Source organism: Pseudomonas sp. MF08875 (assembly GCF_059862525.1).
This window is the reverse complement of the sequence record NZ_JCBCUW010000001.1, coordinates 186,809-210,962: the sequence shown is the minus strand read 5'-3', so window position 1 is coordinate 210,962 and position 24,154 is coordinate 186,809. Positions and strand designations below refer to the sequence as shown.

The window sequence follows — 24,154 nt, the reverse complement described above, 5'->3', positions numbered from 1 at the left end:
TGCTTGCACATGCCTCTAGAGAAAAGCGGTGCGGGGATTGTTACAGCGCAAGAATAAAAAAGGGAGCGGGTGGGCCCGCTCCCGGTACATCAGCCGCCCAGGTAGGCTTCGCGCACTTTCGGGTCGGTCAACAAGGCCTCGCCGCTGCCCTGCATCACCACCCGGCCGTTTTCCAGCACGTAGGCACGGTCGGCGATCTTCAACGCCTGGTTGGCGTTTTGTTCCACCAGGAACACCGTCACGCCATCACGGCGCAGTTGTTCGATGATGTCGAAGATCTGCTGGATGATGATCGGCGCCAAGCCCAAGGACGGTTCGTCGAGCAGCAGCAGTTTGGGCTTGCTCATCAGCGCACGGCCGATGGCGAGCATTTGCTGTTCGCCGCCGGACATGGTGCCGCCGCGTTGGGTAAAGCGCTCTTTGAGGCGTGGGAAAAGGTGCAGGACCTTGTCCATCTGCTCCTGGTAATCGCCCTTGTCGGTGAAGAATCCGCCCATGGCGAGGTTCTCTTCCACGGTCAGGCGGGCAAATACCCGACGACCTTCCGGGACCACGGCGATGCTTTTACGCATGATGTGCGCCGAGTGTTGCCCGACCAGTTCCTCGCCCAGGTAGCGGATGCTACCGCTGTGGGCTTGGGGTGAACCGCAGAGGGTCATCAGCAAGGTGGACTTGCCCGCGCCGTTGGCGCCGATCAGGGTGACGATTTCACCCTGGCGGACTTCCACGTTGACGCTGTGCAGGGCCTGGATCTTGCCATAGAAGGTGGAAACGTTTTCGAACTGCAGCATTTACGCTTCCCCCAGGTAGGCTTTGATGACTTCAGGATTGTCGCGGATCTCGTGGGGCGTGCCGTTGGCCAGGGGCGTGCCCTGGTTGATGACGACAATGTGGTCGGAGATGCTCATGACCAGTTTCATGTCGTGTTCGATCAACAGCACGGTGGCGTTGTGCTCTTCGCGCAACACGCTTATCAACGCCTTGAGGTCTTCGGTTTCCTTGGGGTTAAGGCCAGCCGCCGGTTCGTCGAGCATGAGGATCCGCGGGCGGGTCATCATGCAGCGGGCGATTTCCAGGCGACGTTGCTGGCCATAAGCCAGGGTACCCGCCGGGCGGTTGGCGAATTCGGTCAGGTTGACCTTGTCCAGCCAATACGCGGCGTATTCCATGGCATCGGCTTCGCTCTTGCGGAACGCCGGGGTTTTGAACAGGCCCGCCAGGAAATTGGTGTTCAGGTGACGGTGCTGGGCGATCAGGAGGTTCTCGACCGCAGTCATGTCCTTGAACAGGCGCACGTTTTGGAAGGTGCGCACCACGCCCTTGCGGGCGATTTCATGGCCGGCCAGGCCCTGGATCGGCAGGCCGTCGAGCAGGATTTCACCGCCGCTGGGCTTGTAGAAACCGGTCAGGCAGTTGAACACGGTGGTCTTGCCGGCGCCGTTGGGGCCGATCAGCGCCACCACCTGTTTTTCCTTCACGGTCAGGGCCACGCCGTTGACCGCCAGCAAGCCGCCGAAGCGCATGCTCAAATTATCGACTTTCAGGATCTCGCGGCTCATTTGCGCAGCTCCATGTGAGGACGTTGCATGGGCAGCAGGCCTTGTGGACGCCAGATCATCATCAGCACCATCAGGGCGCCGAACATCAGCATGCGGTACTCGCTGAACTCACGCATCAGCTCGGGCAGCAGGATCATCACGATCGCGGCGAGGATCACGCCCAATTGCGAGCCCATACCGCCCAGCACCACGATGGCGAGGATGATCGCCGACTCGATGAAGGTGAAGGATTCCGGTGTGACCAGGCCCTGGCGCGCGGCGAAGAAGCTACCGGCGAACCCGGCGAATGCTGCACCGAGGGTGAAGGCCGAGAGCTTGATGACCGTAGGGTTGAGGCCCAAGGCACGGCAGGCGATTTCATCTTCGCGCAGCGCTTCCCAGGCGCGGCCGATCGGCATGCGCAGCAGGCGGTTAATCACGAACAGCGCCGCCAACGCCAGCAACAGGGCAACCAGGTACAGGAAGATCACCTTGTTGATCGAGTTGTAGGGCAGGCCGAAGTACTCGTGGAAGGTCTGCAGGCCTTCGGCGGCTTTACGCTCGAAGGTCAGGCCGAAGAAGGTCGGCTTCTCGATGTTGCTGATGCCATTCGGGCCGCCGGTGAGTTCGGTCATGTTGCGCAGCAACAGACGGATGATTTCACCAAAGCCCAGGGTCACGATGGCCAGGTAGTCACCGCGCAGGCGCAGTACCGGGAAACCCAGCAAGAAGCCAAACGTGGCGGCCATCATCCCGGCGATCGGCAGGCAGATCCAGAAGCTCAGGCCGAAGTAATGCGACAGCAGCGCATAACTGTAGGCGCCGACGGCGTAGAAGCCGACGTAGCCCAGGTCGAGCAGGCCCGCCAGGCCGACCACGATGTTCAGCCCCAGGCCGAGCATCACGTAGATCAGGATCAGGGTGGCGATGTCCACCGCCCCGCGTGAGCCGAAGAACGGCCAGACCAGTGCCACCAGCACCAGGCCCAGGATGATCCAGCGCTGGGTTGAGGGCAGGGTCAGGAAGTTGCTGGCCTTGGCCGGTACCAGCGGCATGTTGGGCGAGGCCTTCCAGGCTGCGCTGATCTGGCTGTGGAACAACACACGCAGGAACATCAGCAACGAGCACACGGCGATGGTTATCAGTGTGGCGGTGCTGGTGTTGTGCACTTCCAGGTTGATGCCGACGATGGTCAGCTTCAGACCGAGTACCGGGTAGGCCACGGCCCACACCAGCAGGGCGCTGAACAGCGCCGATTTAAGATTCCTAGTCATACCTTCTCAACCTCCGGACGGCCAAGGATGCCAGTCGGCCGGAACAACAGAACCAGTACCAATAAGCCGAAAGCCACGACGTCCTTGTATTGGTCGCCGAAGATATCGGCACCGAACGCTTCGGCCACCCCCAGCACCAAACCGCCGAGCATGGCGCCCGGGATGCTGCCGATGCCGCCCAGTACCGCGGCGGTGAAGGCCTTGAGGCCGACGAGGAAACCGGCGTTGGGGTTGATGACGCCGTATTGCATGCTCAGCAGTACCGCGGCCACGGCCGCCAGTGCAGCGCCGATCACGAAGGTCAGGGCGATGATGTTGTTGGTATTGATGCCCAACAGGTTGGCCATCCGGATGTCTTCGGCGCAGGCACGGCAAGCGCGACCCAGGCGTGAACGGGAGATGAACAGGGTGAGGCCGAGCATGGCGATCAACGTCACCACGAAGACCACGATTTGCATGTAGGAAATCAGCACTTCATGTGCGCCACCTGGCCCGATGGAGAAGTTGCCGGGGATCAGGTTGGGGATGGATTTGTCCTTGGAGTCTTGCGCCAACAGAACGGTGTTCTGCAGGAAAATCGACATGCCGATGGCGGAAATCAGCGGGATCAGACGGTTGCTGCCGCGCAAGGGGCGGTAGGCAACCCGTTCGATGCTGTAGCCGTAGGCACTGGTAACCACGATGCTCGCGATGAAGGCTGCGGTCATCAACAGCGGGACACTGTCGAGTCCCATCATGGTCAGCCCGGCGATGGCGATGAACGCCACGTAGGAACCGATCATGTACACCTCGCCGTGGGCGAAGTTAATCATTCCAATAATGCCGTAAACCATCGTGTAGCCGATGGCGATCATGGCATAGGTGCTGCCAACGGTCAGGCCGTTAACCAGCTGTTGGAAAAAGTGATAGATGTCAGGCATTACAGCGCTCCTAAAAACCTGATACGCATTTCACTGGTTGAGTCATCTTCCCGCTCCGGCCCCATGGATCTCGATCCATTTCGGGCGGCGGGTTACCAGCGAACCGCTGATGACGGTTTTGAGATTTTCAGGTGGGGAGACTTGCGGATCACGCAAGCGCGGCCCAGATACGTTCGTAAAACAAAGCCCACGGCACGCCGTGGGCTTTGTGGGCAGTCAACCAAATCCAGCCTTACTGAGGCGAAACTTCGGTTTTAGGTTTGCCGAAGTGCCACTCGTAGACGACGAATTTGAAGTCCTTGAGGTCGCCCTTGGCGTCGAAGCTCAGGTCGCCGGTCGGGGTCTTGAAAGTACCGGCGTGGATGGCTTCGGCCACTTTGGCCGGGTCTTCGCTCTTGGCGGCAACGATGCCACCGGCGATGACTTGAACAGCCGAGTAGGACGGGAATACGAACGGACCGCTCGGGTCTTCTTTCTTGGCCTTGAAGGCGTCGGCCAGGGCGACGTTGGCAGGGTCCTGGTCGAAAGACTTCGGCAGGGTGACCAGCAGGCCTTCGGACGCATCCTTGGCGATTTGCGAGATGGAGTCGTTACCCACGCCTTCCGGGCCCATGAACTTGGCTTTCAGGCCTTTTTCCTGGGACTGGCGCAGGATCAAGCCCAGCTCCGGGTGGTAGCCGCCGTAGTAGACGAAATCGACGTTGGCTTGCTTGAGCTTGGCGATCATGGACGAGAAGTCTTTGTCGCCGGCATTGATGCCTTCAAACACAGCGACCTTGATGTTCTTGCTTTCGAGGGTTTTTTTCACGGCGGTGGCGATGCCTTCACCGTACTGCTGCTTGTCGTGCAGTACGGCAACGATCTTCGGCTTCACGTGGTCGGCGATGTAGTTGCCGGCGGCCGGGCCCTGGGCGCTGTCCAGGCCGATGGTGCGGAAGATCATCTTGTAGCCACGAGCGGTGATGTCCGGGCTGGTGGCCGCCGGGGTAATCATGATGATGCCTTCGTCTTCGTAGATGTCCGAAGCCGGTTGGGCAGAGCTGGAGCACAGGTGGCCGATAACGTACTTGACGCCATCGTTGACGACTTTGTTGGCGACTGCCACGGCTTGTTTCGGGTCGCAGGCATCGTCGTATTCGACCGCTTGCAGTTGCTTGCCGTCGACGCCGCCCTTGGCGTTGATTTGCTCGATGGCCATTTTGGCGCCACTGAACTGCATGTCGCCGTATTGGGCTACAGGACCGGTTTTAGGGCCGGCAATACCAATCTTGATGGTGTCAGCTGCGAACGAATGGCTGGCGACCCCGGCCAGGACCATAGCGGCAAACAGTTTGGAAATCTGCTTAGTAGCCTTATTCATAGTGCTCCACTCTTACTGTTGTAATTTTTATAGTTCTGGCAGCCAAGGCTACAGAACCGGACAAGATAAATGGATATCTCTTCCGGAAATGCCCCCGGCAACTGTACCGGTACAGTGTAGAGCGCCGGTTGTTCGCTTGAAAAGCTGGCTGCTGGGGGCAAAACCTGAGGATGTCGCATTGCTGAAAGAAAAAGACATAATCACGCCGGTTTGCCGTGGGACTTTTGAGCTATGCCGGGGTTTTGCGAATTTTTCGATCGTTGACGCCTTTATCTCTGGGTTTTTCTGCCCGACCACCGACGTTATGATTGCGCCGATTTCCCTTCTGGACAGACCCATGATCGAAGAACCTAGCACCCTCTATGCCAAGCTGCTCGGCGAGACCGCACCTATTACCTGGAAGGAGCTCGAACCCTTCTTTGCCAAGGGTGCCCTATTGTGGGTCGACGGCTCCCTGGATTTGATCGAGGCCGCGCAGGCCATGGCGCAGAACGAAGCCGACAAAGTGGCTGCCTGGCTGGCCACTGAGACGCTGGGCAAGGTGTCTGCGTCGCGGGCGTTGGATCTGGTGACGCGTGATCCGCAGCTGTGGGCGGTGGTGGTTTCGCCCTGGATTATGGTCCAGGAAAGAGCAGAGGCTTGATGGGGCGCACCGAATGGGTGCGTCGGCAGGGCGGGAGAAAGTGTGTAGCCGAGTAGCGTGATGGCACGTTGCCGTAGAGAAACGCCACAGCGAGATTTGGCCGAGGGTGACGTTAACGTCACGGGAACAGTTTATCGGGCGGCCGTGAGGCTGCCTGATTGTTTCTGAATGTGAACAAAACCGGGCTTTTGCGGTGCCGCAAAGATCGCTATCGCGGGCGAGCCCGCTCCCACAGGCTGAAGCAAAAGCTGTGGGAGCGGGCTCGCCCGCGATGCTTTTAGACGTATTGAATCAAGCCGTCTTGCCCGTGTGGTTATTGAGCGAGATGACCTTGGTCTTGCCGATGCGGTGGCGATAGATCTCGCGCAGGTACTTGATGGCCTTTTTCACGCAATCGCGCGAGAGGCGGATGTCGTTGATCGAAACGAACTTCTCTTTATCGTTGATGAGCTCGCGGTACTTTTTCTCGTACATCGGCTTGATCGCGTACCAGTTGGTGTCGAGGATCTTGGCCGGGTTCTCGAATTCGTTGAGCAGGTCGTCGATCAGGCTTTCGTTGAATTCGTCGTGGATGATGAAGTCCAGGATCGAGTTGTCCAGGGTTTCATCGAAGCGGTACGGGTTGCGCGCAAAGCAGCGCTTGATGAAGGCCACGATCAGGGTCAGGAAGTCGTCCGACAGGCACGGGCTCTTGGCGATCAGGGTGGTCAGCGACAGGTTGGCCGATGCGCCGATCACCAGGGCATAGCGCTTGAGCGTGGTGTTGGGGAACAGGCTGTTGAGGTGGGTCTTGAGCCGGTTCAGGTCCATGTAGGACAGCTTGTAGTCCTTGGGCAGGGACACGATCGACACCACCGAGGAGCAGTTCTTGAAGAAGTGCAGGTCGTGCAACGCGGCCGCGTCGTAGCCCGAGTTCTTGTACTGCTCAAGCGAAGCGCGGTAGCGCTTGGACTCGATGGGCAACAGGCTGATGCCTTCGATCGCCTGGGTCACCTTGTTGAAGTGCGGCAGGTCGATGGAGCGGAAGAACAGGTCATCGATGTTCAGGCGCTGTGGCTCTTTCTCGAACACCTTGAACTTGTCGCTCGACGGCGCCGGGGTTTCTGGCACCACGGATTCGGCGTAGGCGATGGCCACCGGGCCGGCCAGGCTCATGAACAGGTCGTTGGCGTCCAGGCGAATGGTTTCGCCGATGTCGATACCGGCGCGACGGAAGTAGTTCTGGTCGTAGTCGGTGGTCACGGCCTGGGCGGTGAGGATGTTGAAGATCTGCTGCGAAATGTACTGGTTGGCGTGTTTTTCCATGGCATTGACGTCAATGTTCTGGATGTTGCCGTCATCGCTTTCTTCGGCGTAGCGCATGATGTCGTTGGAGATCAGCATCATCGCGTTCCAGGGGCGGATACGGCCCATGACGCTGGCTTCGCTGCTGTCTTCGTTGGCGAAGTTGTACGAAAAATCCCATTCTTCCGAAAGGTACTTGCACAGCAAGCGACCGGCATTGATGTGCAACGCTTCAGACATTTCGCTGCGATGATCGGAAATGTTCGGCAGCACGCAGATGCCGCTGGTGAAGATCGGCTCGAACACGAAGGAGTGGCCGCTTTTGCTGTCGTGCTCGTCCACCGGTTTGGTGTCGAACGTCTTGTTCATGTACGAGTGCTGCTGCGCCAGGCCGAACTCCGAGGCCATGCCCGAGCCCGTACCGCCGCCCGCGCTGAAGATCGAGAAGTACAGGCGCGACTGGTTGGCCTTGATGCCGCAGGAGTCGATCAAGTACGAGTGGATCATTTTCCAGTCGGGGCTGGAGAAGCGCTGGGTGTCCTTGTTCAGGATGATCTTGGCCAGGTACTGGCCCAGGATCGGCGCGTTACCGGCGCCGCCGGCATGGACTTCGGACAGGTCCATGATTTTCATTTTGCTGTAATCGCGCAGGAAGCCGCTTTTCTCGCCCTTGCGCGAAAAACGGATGCGCCCGGCGATGTCTTTGTCCAAGTCGCCCAGCATCACCAGTGGCTCGACCAGGAACACCGGTTTGGTGGCCTTGTACGGGCCCAGGCGCAGGTTGTTGCGGATCCACTGCGCGGGGCTGTAGCCCTTGTCGAGGTTCTTTTTGTCCGCGTAGGGGCGGTCTTCGTTATTGAATTCGTTGAGGTAGAACTTGCGCGCGTTGTACACCAGCTCCGCGACGTCCAGCGCAATGTTGGAGCCGCACCGGCCCAGGCCGATCAGGCACACCGAGGGGAATTCCTGGTCGTTGTGCTGCTCGCTGTCGCCTTCCAGGTGCGGTGGGCGCGGGAACACCATGTCGCGCAGGCCGTCGAGGTTGTCGAGGATGCGGTCAGTGTTGGTTTCGGTGAAATACAGGTACTGCTGGGTGGCAAGCGGGCGCGAGCTGACCAATGGCTTCGAAGCCGAGGGTTTATCCGGTGTAGTCACTGTCAGTTCGGATATTTCGTTGGCAGGGTTGTTTTTAGAAGTCATTGTGCGCCACGTGCTTGGACTGGTCGGCCTGAAGACGAGATGTCATCGGGCCATCACGGATAGGATGTCGCGACTTTATAGTGCGATTTGCGCCGCAGCGATAGGGTTTAACCTTAGATTCGCTAGGGGAAATCCTTTTGTGAGTCATGTTGAATCGGCCGTTTACCGGCGTTCTTTAATCTTGTAGGAGCGATTTATGAATGCGGCGTTACCTTCATTGGCCTTCGCGGGCATTGGCCTGATGGGCTTGCCGATGTGCCGCCGGCTGCTGGCAGCGGGCTTCGCGCTAACGGTGTGGAACCGCAACCCGGATAAATGTGCGCCACTGGTGGCAGCGGGGGCGCGGCAAGTGGCCGCACCTGCGCAACTGTGCGAGCACGCAGACGTGGTGATGCTGTGCCTGGCCGATACCGCGGTGGTGCAGGAAGTGGTGTTTGGCCTTGAAGGCGTGGCGGTTGGCGCGAAAACGGGGCAGTTGCTGGTGGATTTTTCCAGCCTGGAACCCACCGCCACGCGGGAAATGGCCGCCAGGCTTGAGGCCGAAACGGGCATGGGGTGGCTGGATGCGCCGGTATCGGGCGGTACTGCGGGCGCCGAGGCGGGCACCTTGGCGATCATGGCTGGCGGCGAGGCCGCGGACCTGGCGCGGGTGCGGCCGATCCTCCTGCACCTGGGCCAGCGCATCACCCACATGGGCGCGGTGGGGGCCGGGCAGGTGACCAAGGCCTGCAATCAGATGATCGTGGCGTGCAATGCCTTGGTGATCGCCGAAGTGGTGGCGCTGGCCGAACGCTCCGGGGTGGATGCCAGCCTGCTGGCCGAGGCCCTGGCCGGCGGTTTTGCCGACTCGCGGCCGCTCCAGATCCTCGCCCCGCAAATGGCCGAGAGCCGTTTCGAGCCGGTGAAGTGGCACGTGCGCACGTTGCTCAAGGATCTCGATGGCGCGGTTAAGTTTTCCCGCGAGCAAGGTTCAGCCACGCCGCTCAGCGGATTGGCTGCCCAGTTGATGCGTTTGCACAGTGGTCAGGGGTTTCGGGAGCAAGATCCTTCGACCCTGGTCCATCTGTACCGCGCGCCGCGCTCAGCAGGCTGAGGGTGGCCGGTGGCCGGTAGCGCTGCTGGTTGATCTCGCGCAGCACCTGGGGCAGGTCAGCCAGGGCAAGGGGATGGCTGAACAGGTAACCCTGGGCGAAATCGCAGCCGTAGTAGCTGAGGAAGTCGTACTGCGCCTCGGTCTCCACGCCCTCTGTGACCACCTGCAAATGCAGGGTGTGGGCCATGACGATAATGGCCTGGACGATTTCCTTGTCCGGGGTGGAGTGGGGAATGTCCTGAATGAACGAACGGTCGATTTTCAGGGTGTTGAGCGGCAAACGCTTGAGATACGCCAGGGATGAATAACCGGTGCCGAAGTCATCGATCGACAACGACACCCCGAGGGCGCGAATGTGCCGCAGCAGGTTGAGGGTGTTGGTGATGTTGCCCATCAGCGCGTTTTCGGTGACCTCCAGTTCCAGGCGTGACGGCGCCACGTCGGCGGAGCGCAGGGCGGTGTCGATCTCGCCGGGCAGTTCTTCGCGGGTCAGGTTCAGGGCCGAGCAGTTCACCGCTACTTTCAGCTCCGGGTAGCCCTGGCGGGACAGGTGGGCGAGGTCACGGCACGCGGTGCGCAGCACCCAACTGTCGAGCTCGGCGATCAGGCCGTTGGTTTCGGCGATACCGATAAATCGTTCGGGCACCAGCAAGCCGTGGACCGGGTGCTGCCAGCGCACCAGGGCCTCAACCTTGCTCACCTGGCCGGTCTTGAGGTTGAAGATTGGCTGGTAATAGAGCACTAGGTCATGGTCGTCGCGCAGGGCGTTGCGCAATTCCTCCTCCAGTTGCAGTTCCAGGGTGGCTTTGGTTTTCATGCTGGAACTGAAGAAATGCAGGCTGTTGCGCCCCGTGCCCTTGGATTGGTACAGCGCCAGGTCGGCGTTTTTCAGCAGCTCTTCGCTGGTTTTACCGTCGTCGGGGAACATGCTGATGCCAATGCTGGTGGTCATCACCATGCGCCGCCCGGCCAGCTCGATAGGGTCCTTCATCTTTTGCATGATGCGCTGGGCCATGTGCTGGGCTTCGTCGCGCGCATGCACGCTGATAAGGATGCAGAATTCGTCGCCACCAAAGCGCGCCACCACGTCTTCATGGCTACGGGTGGCGCTTTTGATATGGCTGGCCAGCACCTTGAGCAACGCGTCGCCGGCGTCGTGGCCGAGGCTGTCGTTGATGCGCTTGAAATGGTCGATATCGAGGAAGATCACCGCCAACATGCCGCCCAAGGTGGTTTTTTCGATGAGTTTCTCGGCGAAGATCTGATTGAAACCGCGGCGGTTTATCAGGTTGGTCAGGGCGTCGTAATGGGCCACATGCTGCAAGGACACCCGCGCCTGGTCCAGTTGGCTGAGCAAGGCGTTGACCCGACGCAGGTCGTGCTCCTTGCTTTGCAGCTTCTTGTCGGCCAGGGCCGCGCTGATGCTGCTGCCGATAATCAGCAGGGCGATCACGGCGATACTCAGGCCCAGTTGGGTGTGGTTGCTTTCGGCCGCCGGCAGTAGCGGCTGCTCGCCGGCCGGCAGCACCAGGCTCAGGGCCCACATGCCGGTCATGTGCATGCTCAGGATGCCCGCGCCCAGCACCAGGCTGGCGCCGTACTTGAGTAACTGGTGGAACATGCCGCTGCCGTTGCGCAGGTGCCGCGACAGCAGCAGGGCGGCGACACTGGCGCCGATTGCGATGAGGATCGACAGGCCAAACAGCAGCGGGTTGTAGTAGGGCGTAGCGTTGGAATGCAGGGCGGCCATGCCCACGTAATGCATGGTGGCGATGCCCAGGCCGATCCACACCGAGGCTTGCAGGTAGCGGCCCAGGCTCAACTGGGTGTGGCTGAGGGTGAGCATGGCCAGGTACGACGCGATCAAGGCGATCAGCAACGAGGCGAAAGTGATGGGCAGGGCGTAATGGATTTCGACCGGTGCCTGGAACGCCAGCATGCTGATGAAGTGGGTGGTCCAGATCCCGCCGGCCAGGCAAAGCGCCCCGACACAGCGCCAGAGGCTCTGGGACGCGGGTTTCTCCACATGGCTGAGGCGCTCGGCCATGTCCAGCACGGCGAAGCTGGCGGCGCATGCCACCACATACGCCAGAAGCAGCAGAAAGGGGTTGTGAGTGCAATCGAGAATGACTTGCCCGCTTTCCGGGAGCTGGGTAACGAATTGCAAACCAAGCCAATCCATAGCGTGTCCCGTTTGAGAGTCAGCCCGCGCCAGCGCGATCAATACTGGCCAATGGCTGGAGTATAGAAGGCCTTCTGACACTGCAAGCGGTAGTGGCATATTAGTGTCAATGATTTTGCGCTGGGCTCAAGATCGATTGGCAATAACCCCATTTGCCTTTGTAGCAAGCAGGCTCGCCCGCGCTCGGCCACGTAGCGGCCGCAAAAATCCATAGGGCTCCACACCGCCGGGGCGCGCTGCGCAGCCCGGCGCGGGGGCGCCCTCTTCTTACGCGAGGCCGGGCCATAGCGCGGTATCAGCTTTACGAATCATTACAGACAGCACCCGGCAGGCTGACTAGATTGCGGGTTCCGGGCTGCGGAGTTCATGGCAGTGCAGCTCCAATAACAACAAAAAAAAGAGACGCCCCCATGCAGAACTCGAAGCAAGCGTCGAATGCCTGGCGCATTCTGTTCCTGCTGTTCCTTGCGAACCTGTTCAACTTCTTCGACCGCACCATCCCGGCCATCATCATCGAGCCGATCCGGATGGAGTGGAGCCTGAGCGACTTCCAGATCGGCATCATCGGCACCGCTTTTACCATCGTCTACGCCATCGCCGGGCTACCGCTGGGGCGCATGGCCGACAACGGCTCGCGGGCCAAGTTGATGGGCTGGGGCCTGGCGGCCTGGAGCGGGCTGACGGCGGTCAATGGCCTGGTCGGCAGTTTCTGGACTTTCCTGCTGGTACGCATGGGCGTCGGCATCGGCGAAGCCAGCTACGCACCGGCGGCCAACTCGCTGATCGGCGACCTGTTTCCGGCCCATCGGCGGGCGCGGGCCATGGGCATTTTCATGCTGGGCTTGCCGTTGGGGCTGTTGCTGGCGTTTTTCACCATCGGCGCGATGGTCAAGGCATTCGATAGCTGGCGCGCACCGTTCTTCATTGCCGCGGTGCCGGGCCTGCTGCTGGCGGTGTTCATGTTCTTCATCAAGGAACCCAAGCGCGGCGCGGCGGAAACCGTGCAAGTGTCCCAGGAGCGGGTCGAGCGCCCGGTGCGTCGCGTACTGGCGATCCCGACCTTTCTGTGGCTGGTGCTGGCAGGCCTGACCTTCAACTTCGCCACCTACGCCTGCAACTCGTTCATGGTGCCGATGCTGCAACGCTACTTCCTGCTGCCCTTGCAGGAAGCGGCGGTGGCCACCGGGGTGATTGTCGGCCTGACCGGCTTGGTGGGCCTGACGCTGGGTGGCTGGGTGGCCGACAAAATCCACCAACGGGTGGCCAACGGCCGCCTGCTGTTCGCCGCCGCGAGTATGGTGATCTCCACCCTGGCCACTGCTTGGGCGCTGCACGCCGGGCGCGTCGAGATCGGCGTCTTCGTCGCGGTGTTCAGCGTGGGCTGGCTGTTCGCCTACAACTTCTATACCTGCGTCTACACCGCGATCCAGGACGTGGTCGAGCCGCGCCTGCGGGCCACGGCCATGGCGCTGTTCTTCGCCGGCCTGTACCTGCTGGGCGGCGGCTTGGGCCCGGTGGTGGTGGGCGCGCTGTCGGACCACTTCGCCCACACCGCGATGCTGGCCGCTGGCGCTGAGCAAATGAGCGAAGCCTTCAAGGCCGTGGGCCTGCACGACGCCATGTACCTGATCCCGGGGGCACTGTTGCTGACCATGGTGTTTTTGGTGCTGGCCTCGCGCTGCTTTGTGCGCGACGCCCAACGCATGAAGGAGGGCATGAGCGCTGCGCCGGTGATGGGGGCGAGGGCGGTAACGGCTTGAGTACGCGGCGTGTCAGCCGCCAGTAATAAATGAAAAAGGCCCGCATCACTGCGGGCCTTTTGTTTTTGCGCGGTACCGCGGTAGGGGTCAGCCGGCCACCAGCACCCGGATCGCTTCCAGGCGCAGGGCAGCCTTGTCGAGCATGGCCAGGCCTTGCTCGCGCAATTGGCGCAGGGCCACCAGCTCGCTGTCGCGCACGCTTGGGTTGACGGCTTGCAGCGCGGTCAGGCGTGCCAGTTCTTCGTCGGTATCGGCCGCCAGGCGACGTTGCGCCTCGGCGACGCGCTCGGCGTGGCGAGGGGTGATTTTCGCTTCGCCGGCGTTGATCCGTGGCGTCAACTGGTCGCGTTGGGCCTGGATGAACTTGTTGGCGCTGGCCCGTGGAACGCTTTCGAGTTGATCGTTCAGGGTCTCGAACGACACGCGCCCCGACAGGTCGTTGCCGTTGGTGTCCAGCAGGCAGCGCAGGGCCGCCGGTGGCAGGTAGCGGCCCAGCTGCAGGGCGCGCGGGGCGACCACTTCGCTGACGTAGAGCAGTTCCAGCAACACGGTGCCTGGCTTGAGCGCCTTGTTCTTGATGAGCGCGACGGCGGTGTTGCCCATCGAGCCGGACAGCACCAGGTCCATGCCGCCCTGCACCATGGGGTGTTCCCAGGTGATGAACTGCATGTCCTCGCGCGACAGCGCCTGGTTGCGGTCGTAAGTGATGGTCACGCCTTCGTCGTCGCCCAGGGGGAAGCTGGCGTCGAGCATTTTTTCGCTGGGCTTGAGGATCAGGGCGTTTTCCGAATGGTCTTCGCTGTCGATGCCGAAGGCGTCGAACAGGGTTTCCATGTAGATCGGCAGGGCGAACTGGTCGTCCTGCTCGAAAATCGCTTCCACCAGCGCCTCGCCTTCACCGGCGCCGCCGGAGTTGAGTTCCAGCAAGCGGTCGCGGCCGGTGTGCAGTTCGCTTTCCAGGGCTTCGCGAGCACCGCGGGCCTCGTCGATCAGCGCTTGCCACTGGCCATCATCGGCGTTTTCCAGCAGCGGCAGCAGGCGCGGGCCGAACTGATGCTGCAAGGCGTTGCCGGTAGGGCAGGTGTTGAGAAACGCGTTGAGGGCCTCGTGATACCACTGGAACAGGCGCTCTTGCGGGCTGGTTTCCAGGTACGGCACGTGCAGTTCGATGACGTGCTTCTGGCCGATCCGGTCGAGGCGGCCGATGCGTTGCTCCAGCAGGTCCGGGTGGGAAGGCAGGTCGAACAGCACCAAATGGTGGGCGAATTGGAAGTTGCGGCCTTCGCTGCCGATTTCCGAGCAGATCAGTACCTGGGCGCCGAATTCTTCATCCGCGAAGTACGCGGCGGCGCGGTCGCGCTCCAGGATGTTCATGCCTTCGTGGAACACCGTGGCCGGAATCCCGGAACGCACACGCAGGGCGTCTTCCAGGTCCATGGCGGTTTCGGCGTGGGCGCAGATCACCAGGACTTTGGTGCGCTTGAGCATTTTCAGGGTGTCGATCAACCACTCCACGCGGGGGTCGAAGCGCCACCAGCGTTCTTCTTCGCTGGCGTCCGGCTGGGCCTGGAAGCTGACTTCCGGGTACAGCTCGGCGTGTTCGCCCAGGGGCAGTTCCAGGTATTCGTCAGGGCAGGGCAGCGGGTACGGGTGCAGTTTGCGCTGGGGGAAGCCCTGCACGGCGGCGCGGGTGTTACGGAACAGCACGCGGCCGGTGCCGTGGCGGTCGAGCAGCTCGCGCACCAGGCGGGCGCTGGCTTCGGTGTCACCGTCATTGACGGCGGTGAGCAGCGCTTCGCCCTCGTTGCCGAGGAAGTCGTGGATGGTTTTGTGGGCGGCCGGGGAGAGGCGCCCCTGGTCCAGCAGCTCCTGCACGGCTTCGGCCACCGGGCGATAGTTCTCGCTTTCGGCGCGGAAGGCGTGGAGGTCGTGGAAGCGGTTGGGGTCCAGCAGGCGCAGGCGCGCGAAGTGGCTGTCCTGGCCCAGTTGCTCGGGGGTAGCGGTGAGCAGCAGGATGCCGGGGATGACTTCGGCCAGTTGCTCGACCAGTGCGTACTGCGGGCTGACCTGGTCTTCGTGCCACACCAGGTGGTGAGCTTCGTCGACCACCATCAGGTCCCAGCCGGCGGCGAACAGCGCGTCCTGGGCCTTCTCGTCGTCCACCAGCCATTCCAGGGCCACCAGGGCTAACTGAGTGTCCTCGAACGGGTTGCCGGCATCGCTTTCGATAAAGCGTTCTTCGTCGAACAGCGCCACTTGCAGGTTGAAGCGGCGGCGCATTTCCACCAGCCATTGGTGCTGCAGGTTCTCCGGCACCAGGATCAGCACGCGGCTGGCGCGGCCCGAGAGCAACTGGCGATGGATGACCAGGCCGGCCTCGATGGTTTTGCCCAGGCCCACTTCGTCGGCCAGCAGTACCCGTGGGGCGATTCGGTCGGCCACTTCACGGGCGATGTGCAATTGGTGCGCGATGGGTTGGGCGCGCACGCCCCCCAGGCCCCAGAGCGGCGACTGCAACTGGCGGCTGGTGTGTTCCAGGGTGTGGTAGCGCAGGGAGAACCACGCCAGCGGGTCGATCTGGCCGGCGAATAGACGGTCGCTGGCCAGGCGGAACTGGATGAAGTTCGACAGTTGGGTTTCCGGCAGGGTGACCACTTCGTTTTGCGCGTTGAGGCCGTGGTAGACCAGCAGCCCGTCGACATCATCGACTTCGCGCACGGTCATTTTCCAGCCTTCGAAATGAGTGACCGTATCGCCCGGGGAAAACCTCACACGGGTGAGGGGCGCATTCCGTAGCGCATACTGGCGAGTGTCGCCAGTGGCCGGGTAGAGCACGGTCAGCAAACGACCGTCCTGTGCCAGAACGGTGCCTAGACCTAGCTCGGCTTCGCTGTCACTGATCCAGCGTTGCCCCGGTTGATACTGCTGCGCCATGCTGCCTGACTCCCGCCATGAAAAAGCCGACTATTCTAGCGGAACGAGGCCTTGAGGCCAAAGGATTAGCGGCGTTTGGGCGTAGATAAGTCTCGTCGGGCCGTCGGCCCTTGCGGGTTGTTTGCAGCACATAAGGCACTTATCAGTGCCTATCCGGTCACAAGTTTGCGACCGGCGGCTCAAGTCGCCGACCGTGCAGCCGACAGCCTGCCCACAGGAGAACAACAATCATGCTGCCACCGATCTTGCCGTTGAGCGTCGTCCCCATCACCTCGCAACAGGACCCCGTGCGCGTCAAACCGGATATTCCGCCGGTTGTACCGGTGCAACCCGGCTCCAATGAAAGCACCATCGACCTGCAAAAACGCGATGCCGAACAGGCCGCCTTGCTCCTGCGTGAAGAACAGCAGCGCCGCCAGCAGCGCCAACAGCGCGAGCGCGAGGCCCAGCAAGACCCCGAGGAGCATTTGGCGATCCCGGGCGATGAACTCAACAGCGACAACACCGTGCCGGTGGCGCCCTTGATGGAAGAGCAACCGCGCCAAGGCCTGTGGGTGGACGTCGAGGTTTGATTTGCGCGCGCGGGCTCCTTACTCTGGCGCTTGCAACGCCCCTGAACCCGACTGCCAGGCGAGCCTCATGAGCCAAGACGACAACCTGATCGACCTCAATAGCGAACGCACCAAGCGTATCCATGACCTCAAGGAAAAACGCCTGAACGAAGTGCGCAACGCGTTCGAGCAGGCCATGCCGTTGGGCAAGGCGAAGAAAAAGCCGAAGAACAAACCGAAAAAACGCTGAAACCCCCCGTATTTGTTGATGCACGTCAGTTATTCCCCCTCCTTTGCGCGCTCTTGCGGGCGCCATTGATCCCGGTCAATTTTCTCCTCCCGCCGATTGGTTAACTTAGCTCCATCGCAACAAGGCGAGCGCAGGAGGCCAGTCATGTTTTTCGATAATGTGGTGATAGCCGGAGTGCTGACAGTCGGCCTCATGGTTCTGTTTTTTGCAGGGTTTGGATTCTTCATCTGGAAAGACGCAAATAAGCGCAAAAAGCCATAGGTCTTTTCAGTTACACGAGCACGCAAGGCATTTTGGGCAACTTCGGTTGCCCTTTTTTTTGCCCGCAAGAAAGTGCTGGTGGCGCCGACGACTATAAAAAAAGGTGCAACCCTTGCGGGTGCACCTTTTTTTGTCCTGCGCCTGGAATCAGCTGGCGAGGACTTTCGACGCTGCCCAGAACAAGCCGGCCGACAGGCCGACGGTGGCAGGCAGGGTCAGCACCCAGGCCAGCAGGATGGTTTTCACCGTGCCGCCTTGCAGGCCGCTTTTGTTGGCAACCATGGTGCCCGCCACGCCAGAAGACAGCACGTGGGTGGTCGATACCGGCAAGCTAAAGATGTTGGCCATGGCGATCATGCATGCCGTGGTGATCTGCGCCGACATGCCCTGGGCGTAGGTCATGCCCTGCTTGCCGATCTTCTCGCCGATGGTCAGCACCACGCGTTTCCAGCCGACCATGGTGCCTAGCCCCAGGGCCAGGGCGACGGCCAGGATGACCCAGAACGGCGCGTATTCGGTGGTGGCGGTCAAGTCCTTGCGCAGTTTGTCCAGGTCGGACTTCTCACGCGCGGCCAGGCCAGGCAGCTTGCCCACTTTCTTCGCGGTGTCGTCCAGGCAGAGCAGATTGCGACGCACTTCGATGCGGCTCTCGGAAGACAGCGAATGGTAGTCAGAAACCCCCTTGAGGGTGCCGAGCAGGGCGGCGATGGTCGGTTCGGTCTGCTGCGGGTTGCAGCGGAACTTCTCCGGCAGGTCATCCTTGATGTTCTTGCCCAGGGCCAGGAACTCACCCAGCGAATCGCTGTTGCGCTGGTAGAACTGGCTCAGGTGCAAGGTGGCGTCGCGGGTCCGCTCGATCTGGTAAGTGGTGCTGTTCAGGTCGAGGACGAACTGCGCCGGCACGATGCCTATCAGCACCAGCATAATCAGGCCGATGCCTTTCTGGCCGTCGTTGGAACCGTGCACGAAGCTCACGGCCATGGCCGAAATCACCAATACCAGGCGATTCCAGAACGGCGGGTGTTTCTTGTCGTCGAGTTTGCGGCGCTGGTCCGGGGTTTTGTGCATCTTGGACAGTGGACGCCACCATTTCAGGCCGATCAGCACCAGGGCCGCGACCAGGAAACCGGCCATGGGCGAGAACACCAGGGACGCGCCGATATCGATGGCTTTCTGCCAATTGACGCCATCGGCCAGGGGAATGTCGTTGATTAACGCATTCGCCAGGCCCACACCGAGGATCGAACCGATCAGCGTGTGGGAACTGGAGGCCGGGATACCGAAGTACCAGGTGCCCAGGTTCCAGGTGATCGCCGCGGCGAGCAACGAGAACACCATGGCGAGCCCGTGTCCGGTGTTCACATTGATGAGCAGCTCCACCGGCAACAGGTGGACGATGGCATAGGCCACGCCCACGCCGCCGAGCAGCACGCCCAGAAAATTGAACACACCGGAAAAGAACACGGCCAGGTGGGGTGGCATGGCTTTGGTGTAGATAACAGTGGCAACCGCGTTAGCGGTGTCATGAAAGCCGTTGATGAACTCGAAGGCGAGGACAAAGGCCAGGGCGAGCAAGAGGCTCACAAGCACCCAAGCATCTAGTCCGCTGAATAAATCGATCATGAAGGTTTTCTGACCCGGTCGTAAGGGGGCGCGATTATGCCAGAAAACCCTGGTAATCGATGCACTAGCTGCTCATCGGTAACATTCTTCAACGAAATATTTTGTAGGACGATTTTGCCGCTCGGGTTTTCTCAGGGTGAAGCAAGGGTTTGATTTTATTGAGAATGCCATGAGCAGGCAGCGTCTTCGCGGTTGTGCCAAAGGGTTGAAAGCACTGTACGAAATTTCAGCAAGAAGGCTGCCCGTGACTTTCTACCTCACCCGCGGGGCTAATGAGGTGCCGCTCGCGTATGCCGTGCGGGGTGACGGTTGACCGCCCGGCCGCAGGTTTTGCCGGCGACGTGGGACGGGGTCAGGAATAGCAGCAGTTGCCGCTAGGGCTCGTCCGCCTTGAGTTCCTTTTCCATTTTTTCCAGTTCTTGGGTAAAAGCCTGATCGAGAATGCTGGCGCGTTTACGCCAAGGTTTGCGTTCCGGTTCAGGTTGGGCGGCGTAGGTGGTGACTTCCCCGCCGTAAACTTCCTTGTAACGTTGTTCCTGGCGCTCAAGTTCTGCGCGCAGTTCTTCTTTCGTCACAGTATTACCTTTATCAAGTTGAGATTAATTCTGGCGATACGCCGGCAACTCTGCCATCGGTCAAGTCGGGCGCGGCGCATTAGCGCTCCACCGCAGTACCCTCGGTTGGCCAGGCAGCATCCATGTTGCGCGGGGCACGGCACTCGATCAAAACCACTGCCGTGAGACAGTGTATTTACCAGCAACTGCAAATACCGGGGGAACTGAATAAGTGCCGACGGTGACAGCAGGTAGCGCCGGTGGAACGGTAGCTACCTGCGGGAGTTGGATCCGGAAACCTGAATAAATCCCGGCGCCAGTGGCTGGCATTATAGCGGCCGGGTTGAATAACACTATCACCAGAAGTTAAAAGTCTTCAACTTGTGCGTTGCGTCGATGTGCGCAAGTTCCAGCTTGAACATCTAATCACGCGTCAACTCTAAGGCCTTGGCGGTTGCGCGAAGATTAAAACTGCCTCGATTGCGCACGGTAGTACCCGGTAGGCTTGACCTTTAAATAACGCTGGGTAAATAGTCTGAGCCTGGCCCTGGATGAATTGCGATTATCGGTCGTTGGTTCGATAATCGCCCGGTTCTACCCCACCTGCCGTAGCTTTTCCTTCTATATATAAGAAGCGCCAGTGCCGCCATGGCCGAGGACCAGCAATGAACGATCAATTGCGCAATGCCTTCACTTGCGTGGCGCCACCCATCGTCGCCTCGCCGGCCAAGCGTATCCAGGCGCTGACCGGCGACCCGGATTTCATGACCTCCCTGGCCCGTGGCCTGGCCGTGGTTCAGGCCTTTCAGGAGCGCAAGCGTCACCTGACCATCGCCCAGATCAGCCACCGTACGGAAATTCCCCGCGCCGCCGTGCGCCGCTGCCTGCACACCCTGATTAAACTCGGCTACGCCACCACCGACGGCCGTACCTATTCGCTGTTGCCCAAAGTGCTGACCCTGGGCCACGCCTATCTGTCGTCCACGCCCCTGGCCGTGTCGGCCCAGCCGTACCTGGACCGCATGAGCGAGCAAATGCACGAGGCCTGCAACATGGCCACCCTGGAAGGCGAGGACATTCTCTACATCGCCCGTTCCGCCACCACCCAGCGCCTGATTTCCGTCGATCTGTCGGTGGGCGGGCGCCTGCCGGCCTACTGCACCTCCATGGGGCGGATTCTGTTGGCAGCCCTGGACGATGTGTCGCTGCGCGACTACCTCGACCACGCCGACCTGCAAGCCAAGACCCGCCGCACTCTGCACACCCCCCAGGCCTTGCTCGAATGCCTGCAGCAGGTGCGCCAGCAGGGCTGGTGCATCGTTGACCAGGAACTGGAGCAAGGCCTGCGTTCCATCGCCGTGCCGGTGTATGACGCCTCCGGCCAGGTGTTGGCGGCGCTGAACATCAGCACCCACGCCGGGCGGGTCAGCCGCGATGACCTGCAACAACGCTTCCTCCCAGGCTTGCTGGAAGCGAGCCGCGACCTCAGCGCCCAACTGTTCGCCTGAGGTCGGCAGCAGACTTTGATAGCTAGACAATAATGCGTTCGATAATCGAACACTTAGTCGATTATCGGATTGTTTGGCATTTTTCCCCGGCTTAACCTTCAGGCATCGCGGCGCACCCTACGCGCCTTTGTGTCCATGTCGGTCAACCCCGGGAGCCCACTCCATGGCTGAAATCCTTTCGCTGCACGACGCGGTGAAGCAATTCGTCAATGACGGTGACACCGTCGCACTCGAAGGCTTCACTCACCTGATTCCTACGGCTGCGGGTCATGAAATCATTCGTCAGGGCAAGAAAGACCTGACGTTGGTACGCATGACGCCGGACCTGATCTACGACCAGTTGATCGGCGCCGGGTGCGCGCGCAAGTTGATTTTCTCCTGGGGTGGCAACCCCGGCGTCGGTTCCCTCCATCGCCTGCGCGATGCCGTGGAAAAACACTGGCCTCACGCCCTGGAAATCGAAGAACACAGCCACGCCGACCTGGCTAACGCCTACGTGGCTGGTGCCTCTGGCCTACCGTTCGCGGTACTGCGGGCCTACGCCGGTTCCGACTTGCCCAAGGTCAACCCGCTGATTAAGACCGTGACCTGCCCCTTCACTGGCGAAGTGTTGGCGGCAGTGCCGTCGGTGCGCCCCGACATCACCGTGATCCACGCCCAGAAAGCCGACCGCAAGGGCAACGTGCTGCTCTGGGGCATTCTCGGTGTGCAGAAGGAAGCGGCCCTGGCGGCCAAGCGCTGCATCGTTACCGTGGAAGAAATAGTTGATGACTTGAATGCGCCGATGAACGCCTGCGTATTGCCGACCTGGGCGTTGAGCGCGGTGTGCCACGTGCCGGGCGGCGCCCACCCGTCCTACGCCCACGGTTATACCCAACGCGATAACCGTTTCTACCAAGCGTGGGACCCTATCGCCCGCGACCGTGAGACTTTTACCGCGTGGATCAACGAATACATCCACGGCAGCGCTGACTTCAGCGAATTCCAGGCCAAACTGGCCGCCGCTTCGGAGGCTCACTAATGGCTTACTCCACCAATGAAATGATGACCGTCGCCGCTGCCCGTCGCCTGAAAAACGGCTCGGTGTGCTTCGTCGGCATCGGCTTGCCCTCCAAGGCTGCCAACCTCGCACGCCTGACCTCCTCGCCCGACGTGGTGCTGATCTACGAATCCGGCCCGATTGGCGCCAAACCCACGGTGCTGCCGTTGTCCATTGGTGACGGCGAACTGGCGGAAACCGCTGACACCGTCGTGCCGACCGGTGAGATTTTTCGCTATTGGTTGCAGGGCGGGCGCATTGACGTCGGTTTCCTCGGCGCCGCCCAGGTTGACCGCTTCGGCAACATCAACACCACGGTGGTGGGCGATTACCACCAGCCCAAGGTGCGCTTGCCGGGTGCCGGTGGTGCGCCGGAGATCGCCGGTTCGGCGAAGAGCGTACTGATTATCCTCAAGCAGTCCTCGCGCTCCTTTGTCGAGAAGCTCGACTTCATCACCTCGGTCGGCCACGGCGAAGGTGGCGATTCGCGCCAGCGCCTGGGCTTGCCGGGTGCCGGGCCGGTGGGGATCATCACTGACCTGTGCATCATGGAACCGGAGGCCGGCACCCACGAATTCGTCGTCACCGCGCTGCACCCGGGCGTGACCCGCGAGCAAGTGGTGGCCGCCACCGGTTGGCCGGTGCGCTTTGCCGAGCAGGTGGAACACACCGCCGCGCCCACCGAGGTGGAACTGACCGCCCTGCGCGACCTTGAAGCACGCACCGCCGTGGCCCATGGCCAGGCACCGGGAGAAGCCTGATGCGCGACGTTTTTATCTGCGATGCGATCCGCACCCCCATCGGCCGCTTCGGTGGCGGCCTGGCCGGCGTGCGCGCCGACGACCTGGCCGCCGTGCCGATCAAGGCGCTGCTTGAGCGCAACCCGTCGGTGGACTGGAGCGCGGTGGACGAGGTGTTCCTCGGTTGCGCCAACCAGGCCGGTGAGGACAACCGCAACGTGGCGCGCATGGCCCTGTTGCTGGCCGGCTTGCCTGAAACCATCCCGGGCGTGACCCTCAACCGCCTCTGTGCTTCGGGTATGGACGCCATCGGCACGGCGTTCCGCGCCATCGCCAGTGGCGAGATGGAGTTGGCGATTGCCGGCGGGGTGGAGTCCATGTCCCGCGCGCCGTTCGTCATGGGCAAGGCCGACGCCGCGTTCTCGCGCAACATGAAACTCGAAGACACCACCATCGGCTGGCGTTTCATCAACCCGTTGATGAAGGCCCAGTACGGTGTCGATGCGATGCCGCAGACCGCCGATAACGTGGCCGATGATTACGCGATCTCCCGCGCCGACCAGGATGCCTTTGCCCTGCGCAGCCAGCAACGCACCGCGGCGGCCCAGGCCCGGGGCTTTTTTGCCGAAGAAATCGTCGCCGTGCGCGTTGCCCATAAAAAGGGCGAAACGCTGGTCGAGCAGGACGAGCACCCGCGCGGTGACACGACCCTGGACACCCTGGCCAAGCTCAAACCGGTCAACGGCCCGGACAAAACCGTCACCGCCGGCAACGCTTCGGGGGTCAATGACGGCGCGGCGGCGCTGATCCTGGCCTCGGCCGAAGCGGTGAAAAAGCACGGCTTGACCGCGCGCGCACGGGTACTGGGCATGGCCAGCGCCGGTGTGGCGCCGCGGGTCATGGGTATCGGCCCGGTGCCAGCGGTGCGCAAACTGACCGAGCGCCTGGGCCTGGCGGTGAGTGATTTCGATGTGATCGAACTCAACGAAGCCTTCGCCAGCCAGGGCTTGGCAGTGTTGCGTGAGCTGGGCCTGGCCGACGACGCGCCTCAGGTCAACCCCAACGGCGGCGCCATCGCCCTCGGCCACCCACTGGGCATGAGCGGTGCGCGGTTGGTACTGACGGCACTGCACCAACTGGAACACAGCGGCGGCAAAAAAGCCCTGGCCACCATGTGCGTGGGCGTGGGGCAGGGGTTGGCATTGGCGATCGAGCGGGTCTGAGCCAGGCCCCGTAGTGGCAATGGTGGGGCGTGTTGTGGGCGCAGGCTGGGTCCGGGCGGCGATCCGACGATCGCGGTATGCCAGCCTCGATCAATGCTGCGATCAACCTTTTCACTCTGACCACACGCCCGAGCGGTTGGGCGAGCAGCCACTCTGGGGGCTTAAATTCCTGGGGATGGAGAACAGCGTTTACTGGGACGTCACGGCGATGATGGCG

Annotated in this window: 20 protein-coding genes; 10 read left to right on the top strand and 10 right to left on the bottom strand. The window is 61.4% G+C overall.

From position 1 onward, the window contains the following. Positions 1 to 89 precede the first annotated feature (89 nt). The 5 genes from AC19YT_RS01005 to AC19YT_RS00985 all read right to left on the bottom strand — a co-directional run bounded on the left by AC19YT_RS01005 (position 90) and on the right by AC19YT_RS00985 (position 5,092). A complete protein-coding gene (locus tag AC19YT_RS01005) occupies positions 90 to 791 on the bottom strand; it encodes an ABC transporter ATP-binding protein (protein ID WP_095108087.1) in 702 nt (233 codons plus the stop codon). Then, on the bottom strand, positions 792 to 1,559 hold the full coding sequence (gene livG / locus AC19YT_RS01000) for a high-affinity branched-chain amino acid ABC transporter ATP-binding protein LivG (RefSeq protein WP_095108088.1): 768 nt from the start codon (positions 1,557 to 1,559) through the stop codon (positions 792 to 794). Continuing rightward, on the bottom strand, positions 1,556 to 2,812 hold the full coding sequence (locus tag AC19YT_RS00995; RefSeq protein ID WP_095108089.1) for a high-affinity branched-chain amino acid ABC transporter permease LivM: 1,257 nt from the start codon (positions 2,810 to 2,812) through the stop codon (positions 1,556 to 1,558). The genes livG and AC19YT_RS00995 overlap by 4 nt, the downstream gene beginning before the upstream one ends. Then, positions 2,809 to 3,732, bottom strand: coding sequence for a high-affinity branched-chain amino acid ABC transporter permease LivH (livH, locus tag AC19YT_RS00990; protein ID WP_095108090.1), 924 nt, complete (start codon positions 3,730 to 3,732; stop codon positions 2,809 to 2,811). The genes AC19YT_RS00995 and livH overlap by 4 nt, the downstream gene beginning before the upstream one ends. 232 nt (positions 3,733 to 3,964) lie before the next feature. After that, complete coding sequence (locus AC19YT_RS00985; protein ID WP_500609565.1) at positions 3,965 to 5,092, bottom strand: branched-chain amino acid ABC transporter substrate-binding protein; 1,128 nt, start codon at positions 5,090 to 5,092, stop codon at positions 3,965 to 3,967. Between the two features lie 136 nt (positions 5,093 to 5,228). Here AC19YT_RS00985 and AC19YT_RS00980 point away from each other — a divergent pair, with 136 nt between their 5' ends. Then, complete coding sequence (locus AC19YT_RS00980; RefSeq protein WP_256576541.1) at positions 5,229 to 5,735, top strand: DUF2288 domain-containing protein; 507 nt, start codon at positions 5,229 to 5,231, stop codon at positions 5,733 to 5,735. Between the two features lie 291 nt (positions 5,736 to 6,026). Here AC19YT_RS00980 and AC19YT_RS00975 read toward each other — a convergent pair whose 3' ends face one another. Next, complete coding sequence (locus tag AC19YT_RS00975) at positions 6,027 to 8,219, bottom strand: hypothetical protein (protein WP_095108092.1); 2,193 nt, start codon at positions 8,217 to 8,219, stop codon at positions 6,027 to 6,029. Positions 8,220 to 8,415: 196 nt separating this feature from the next. On the opposite strand from AC19YT_RS00975, the gene AC19YT_RS00970 reads away from it, so the two are divergent. After that, entirely contained in the window at positions 8,416 to 9,312 is an 897-nt protein-coding gene (locus AC19YT_RS00970; protein ID WP_500609564.1) for an NAD(P)-dependent oxidoreductase, read from the top strand. Here AC19YT_RS00970 and AC19YT_RS00965 read toward each other — a convergent pair. Then, positions 9,203 to 11,494: a putative bifunctional diguanylate cyclase/phosphodiesterase gene (locus AC19YT_RS00965; protein WP_095108094.1), complete on the bottom strand. Its 2,292-nt coding sequence runs from the start codon at positions 11,492 to 11,494 to the stop codon at positions 9,203 to 9,205. The genes AC19YT_RS00970 and AC19YT_RS00965 overlap by 110 nt on opposite strands. A 341-nt stretch (positions 11,495 to 11,835) precedes the next feature. On the opposite strand from AC19YT_RS00965, the gene AC19YT_RS00960 reads away from it, so the two are divergent. Beyond that, a complete protein-coding gene (locus AC19YT_RS00960; RefSeq protein WP_095108095.1) occupies positions 11,836 to 13,254 on the top strand; it encodes a spinster family MFS transporter in 1,419 nt (472 codons plus the stop codon). Positions 13,255 to 13,341: 87 nt separating this feature from the next. Here AC19YT_RS00960 and rapA read toward each other — a convergent pair whose 3' ends face one another. Then, positions 13,342 to 16,188 (bottom strand): RNA polymerase-associated protein RapA, encoded by a 2,847-nt coding sequence (rapA, locus tag AC19YT_RS00955; protein ID WP_500596732.1) that lies wholly within the window; start codon positions 16,186 to 16,188, stop codon positions 13,342 to 13,344. Between the two features lie 230 nt (positions 16,189 to 16,418). On the opposite strand from rapA, the gene AC19YT_RS00950 reads away from it, so the two are divergent. The 3 genes from AC19YT_RS00950 (at position 16,419) to ccoM (ending at position 17,250) form a co-directional block, all read left to right on the top strand. Next, positions 16,419 to 16,760, top strand: coding sequence for an aspartate-semialdehyde dehydrogenase (locus AC19YT_RS00950; RefSeq protein WP_095108097.1), 342 nt, complete (start codon positions 16,419 to 16,421; stop codon positions 16,758 to 16,760). Between the two features lie 67 nt (positions 16,761 to 16,827). Continuing rightward, positions 16,828 to 16,989: a hypothetical protein gene (locus AC19YT_RS00945; protein ID WP_095108098.1), complete on the top strand. Its 162-nt coding sequence runs from the start codon at positions 16,828 to 16,830 to the stop codon at positions 16,987 to 16,989. 144 nt (positions 16,990 to 17,133) lie between these two features. Beyond that, the gene (gene ccoM / locus AC19YT_RS00940; RefSeq protein WP_015634423.1) at positions 17,134 to 17,250 is read left to right on the top strand and encodes a cytochrome c oxidase subunit CcoM; all 117 of its coding nucleotides are present in this window, start codon (positions 17,134 to 17,136) and stop codon (positions 17,248 to 17,250) included. Positions 17,251 to 17,397: 147 nt separating this feature from the next. Here the strand turns inward: ccoM and AC19YT_RS00935 are convergent, their stop codons facing one another. Together AC19YT_RS00935 and AC19YT_RS00930 are read right to left on the bottom strand one after the other, a co-directional pair. Then, positions 17,398 to 18,873, bottom strand: coding sequence for an inorganic phosphate transporter (locus tag AC19YT_RS00935; RefSeq protein ID WP_095108099.1), 1,476 nt, complete (start codon positions 18,871 to 18,873; stop codon positions 17,398 to 17,400). A gap of 374 nt (positions 18,874 to 19,247) precedes the next feature. Then, positions 19,248 to 19,448 (bottom strand): hypothetical protein, encoded by a 201-nt coding sequence (locus AC19YT_RS00930; RefSeq protein WP_095108100.1) that lies wholly within the window; start codon positions 19,446 to 19,448, stop codon positions 19,248 to 19,250. A 644-nt stretch (positions 19,449 to 20,092) separates the two neighbouring features. Here AC19YT_RS00930 and pcaR point away from each other — a divergent pair. From pcaR to pcaF, 4 genes are all read left to right on the top strand, one after another. Further along, positions 20,093 to 20,935 (top strand): pca regulon transcriptional regulator PcaR, encoded by an 843-nt coding sequence (gene pcaR / locus AC19YT_RS00925; RefSeq protein WP_095108101.1) that lies wholly within the window; start codon positions 20,093 to 20,095, stop codon positions 20,933 to 20,935. Between the two features lie 163 nt (positions 20,936 to 21,098). Next, positions 21,099 to 21,956: a CoA transferase subunit A gene (locus tag AC19YT_RS00920; RefSeq protein ID WP_500596730.1), complete on the top strand. Its 858-nt coding sequence runs from the start codon at positions 21,099 to 21,101 to the stop codon at positions 21,954 to 21,956. Then, on the top strand, positions 21,956 to 22,735 hold the full coding sequence (locus tag AC19YT_RS00915; protein ID WP_095108103.1) for a CoA-transferase subunit beta: 780 nt from the start codon (positions 21,956 to 21,958) through the stop codon (positions 22,733 to 22,735). Before AC19YT_RS00920 ends, AC19YT_RS00915 begins: the two co-directional genes overlap by 1 nt. After that, complete coding sequence (pcaF, locus tag AC19YT_RS00910) at positions 22,732 to 23,937, top strand: 3-oxoadipyl-CoA thiolase (RefSeq protein ID WP_500596861.1); 1,206 nt, start codon at positions 22,732 to 22,734, stop codon at positions 23,935 to 23,937. The genes AC19YT_RS00915 and pcaF overlap by 4 nt, the downstream gene beginning before the upstream one ends. Positions 23,938 to 24,154 lie beyond the last annotated feature (217 nt).

What these genes read in the sequence shown, in the direction of transcription:
- ccoM (WP_015634423.1), top strand. Translation starts at nt 17,134, where the DNA reads ATGTTTTTCGATAATGTGGTGATAGCCGGAGTGCTGACAGTCGGCCTC.
- AC19YT_RS00935 (WP_095108099.1), bottom strand. Translation starts at nt 18,873, where the DNA reads ATGATCGATTTATTCAGCGGACTAGATGCTTGGGTGCTTGTGAGCCTC.
- AC19YT_RS00995 (WP_095108089.1), bottom strand. Translation starts at nt 2,812, where the DNA reads ATGACTAGGAATCTTAAATCGGCGCTGTTCAGCGCCCTGCTGGTGTGG.
- AC19YT_RS00950 (WP_095108097.1), top strand. Translation starts at nt 16,419, where the DNA reads ATGCTGCCACCGATCTTGCCGTTGAGCGTCGTCCCCATCACCTCGCAA.
- AC19YT_RS00965 (WP_095108094.1), bottom strand. Translation starts at nt 11,494, where the DNA reads ATGGATTGGCTTGGTTTGCAATTCGTTACCCAGCTCCCGGAAAGCGGG.
- AC19YT_RS00985 (WP_500609565.1), bottom strand. Translation starts at nt 5,092, where the DNA reads ATGAATAAGGCTACTAAGCAGATTTCCAAACTGTTTGCCGCTATGGTC.
- livG (WP_095108088.1), bottom strand. Translation starts at nt 1,559, where the DNA reads ATGAGCCGCGAGATCCTGAAAGTCGATAATTTGAGCATGCGCTTCGGC.
- AC19YT_RS00945 (WP_095108098.1), top strand. Translation starts at nt 16,828, where the DNA reads ATGAGCCAAGACGACAACCTGATCGACCTCAATAGCGAACGCACCAAG.
- AC19YT_RS01005 (WP_095108087.1), bottom strand. Translation starts at nt 791, where the DNA reads ATGCTGCAGTTCGAAAACGTTTCCACCTTCTATGGCAAGATCCAGGCC.
- rapA (WP_500596732.1), bottom strand. Translation starts at nt 16,188, where the DNA reads ATGGCGCAGCAGTATCAACCGGGGCAACGCTGGATCAGTGACAGCGAA.
- livH (WP_095108090.1), bottom strand. Translation starts at nt 3,732, where the DNA reads ATGCCTGACATCTATCACTTTTTCCAACAGCTGGTTAACGGCCTGACC.
- pcaR (WP_095108101.1), top strand. Translation starts at nt 20,093, where the DNA reads ATGAACGATCAATTGCGCAATGCCTTCACTTGCGTGGCGCCACCCATC.
- AC19YT_RS00920 (WP_500596730.1), top strand. Translation starts at nt 21,099, where the DNA reads ATGGCTGAAATCCTTTCGCTGCACGACGCGGTGAAGCAATTCGTCAAT.
- AC19YT_RS00970 (WP_500609564.1), top strand. Translation starts at nt 8,416, where the DNA reads ATGAATGCGGCGTTACCTTCATTGGCCTTCGCGGGCATTGGCCTGATG.
- AC19YT_RS00975 (WP_095108092.1), bottom strand. Translation starts at nt 8,219, where the DNA reads ATGACTTCTAAAAACAACCCTGCCAACGAAATATCCGAACTGACAGTG.
- AC19YT_RS00915 (WP_095108103.1), top strand. Translation starts at nt 21,956, where the DNA reads ATGGCTTACTCCACCAATGAAATGATGACCGTCGCCGCTGCCCGTCGC.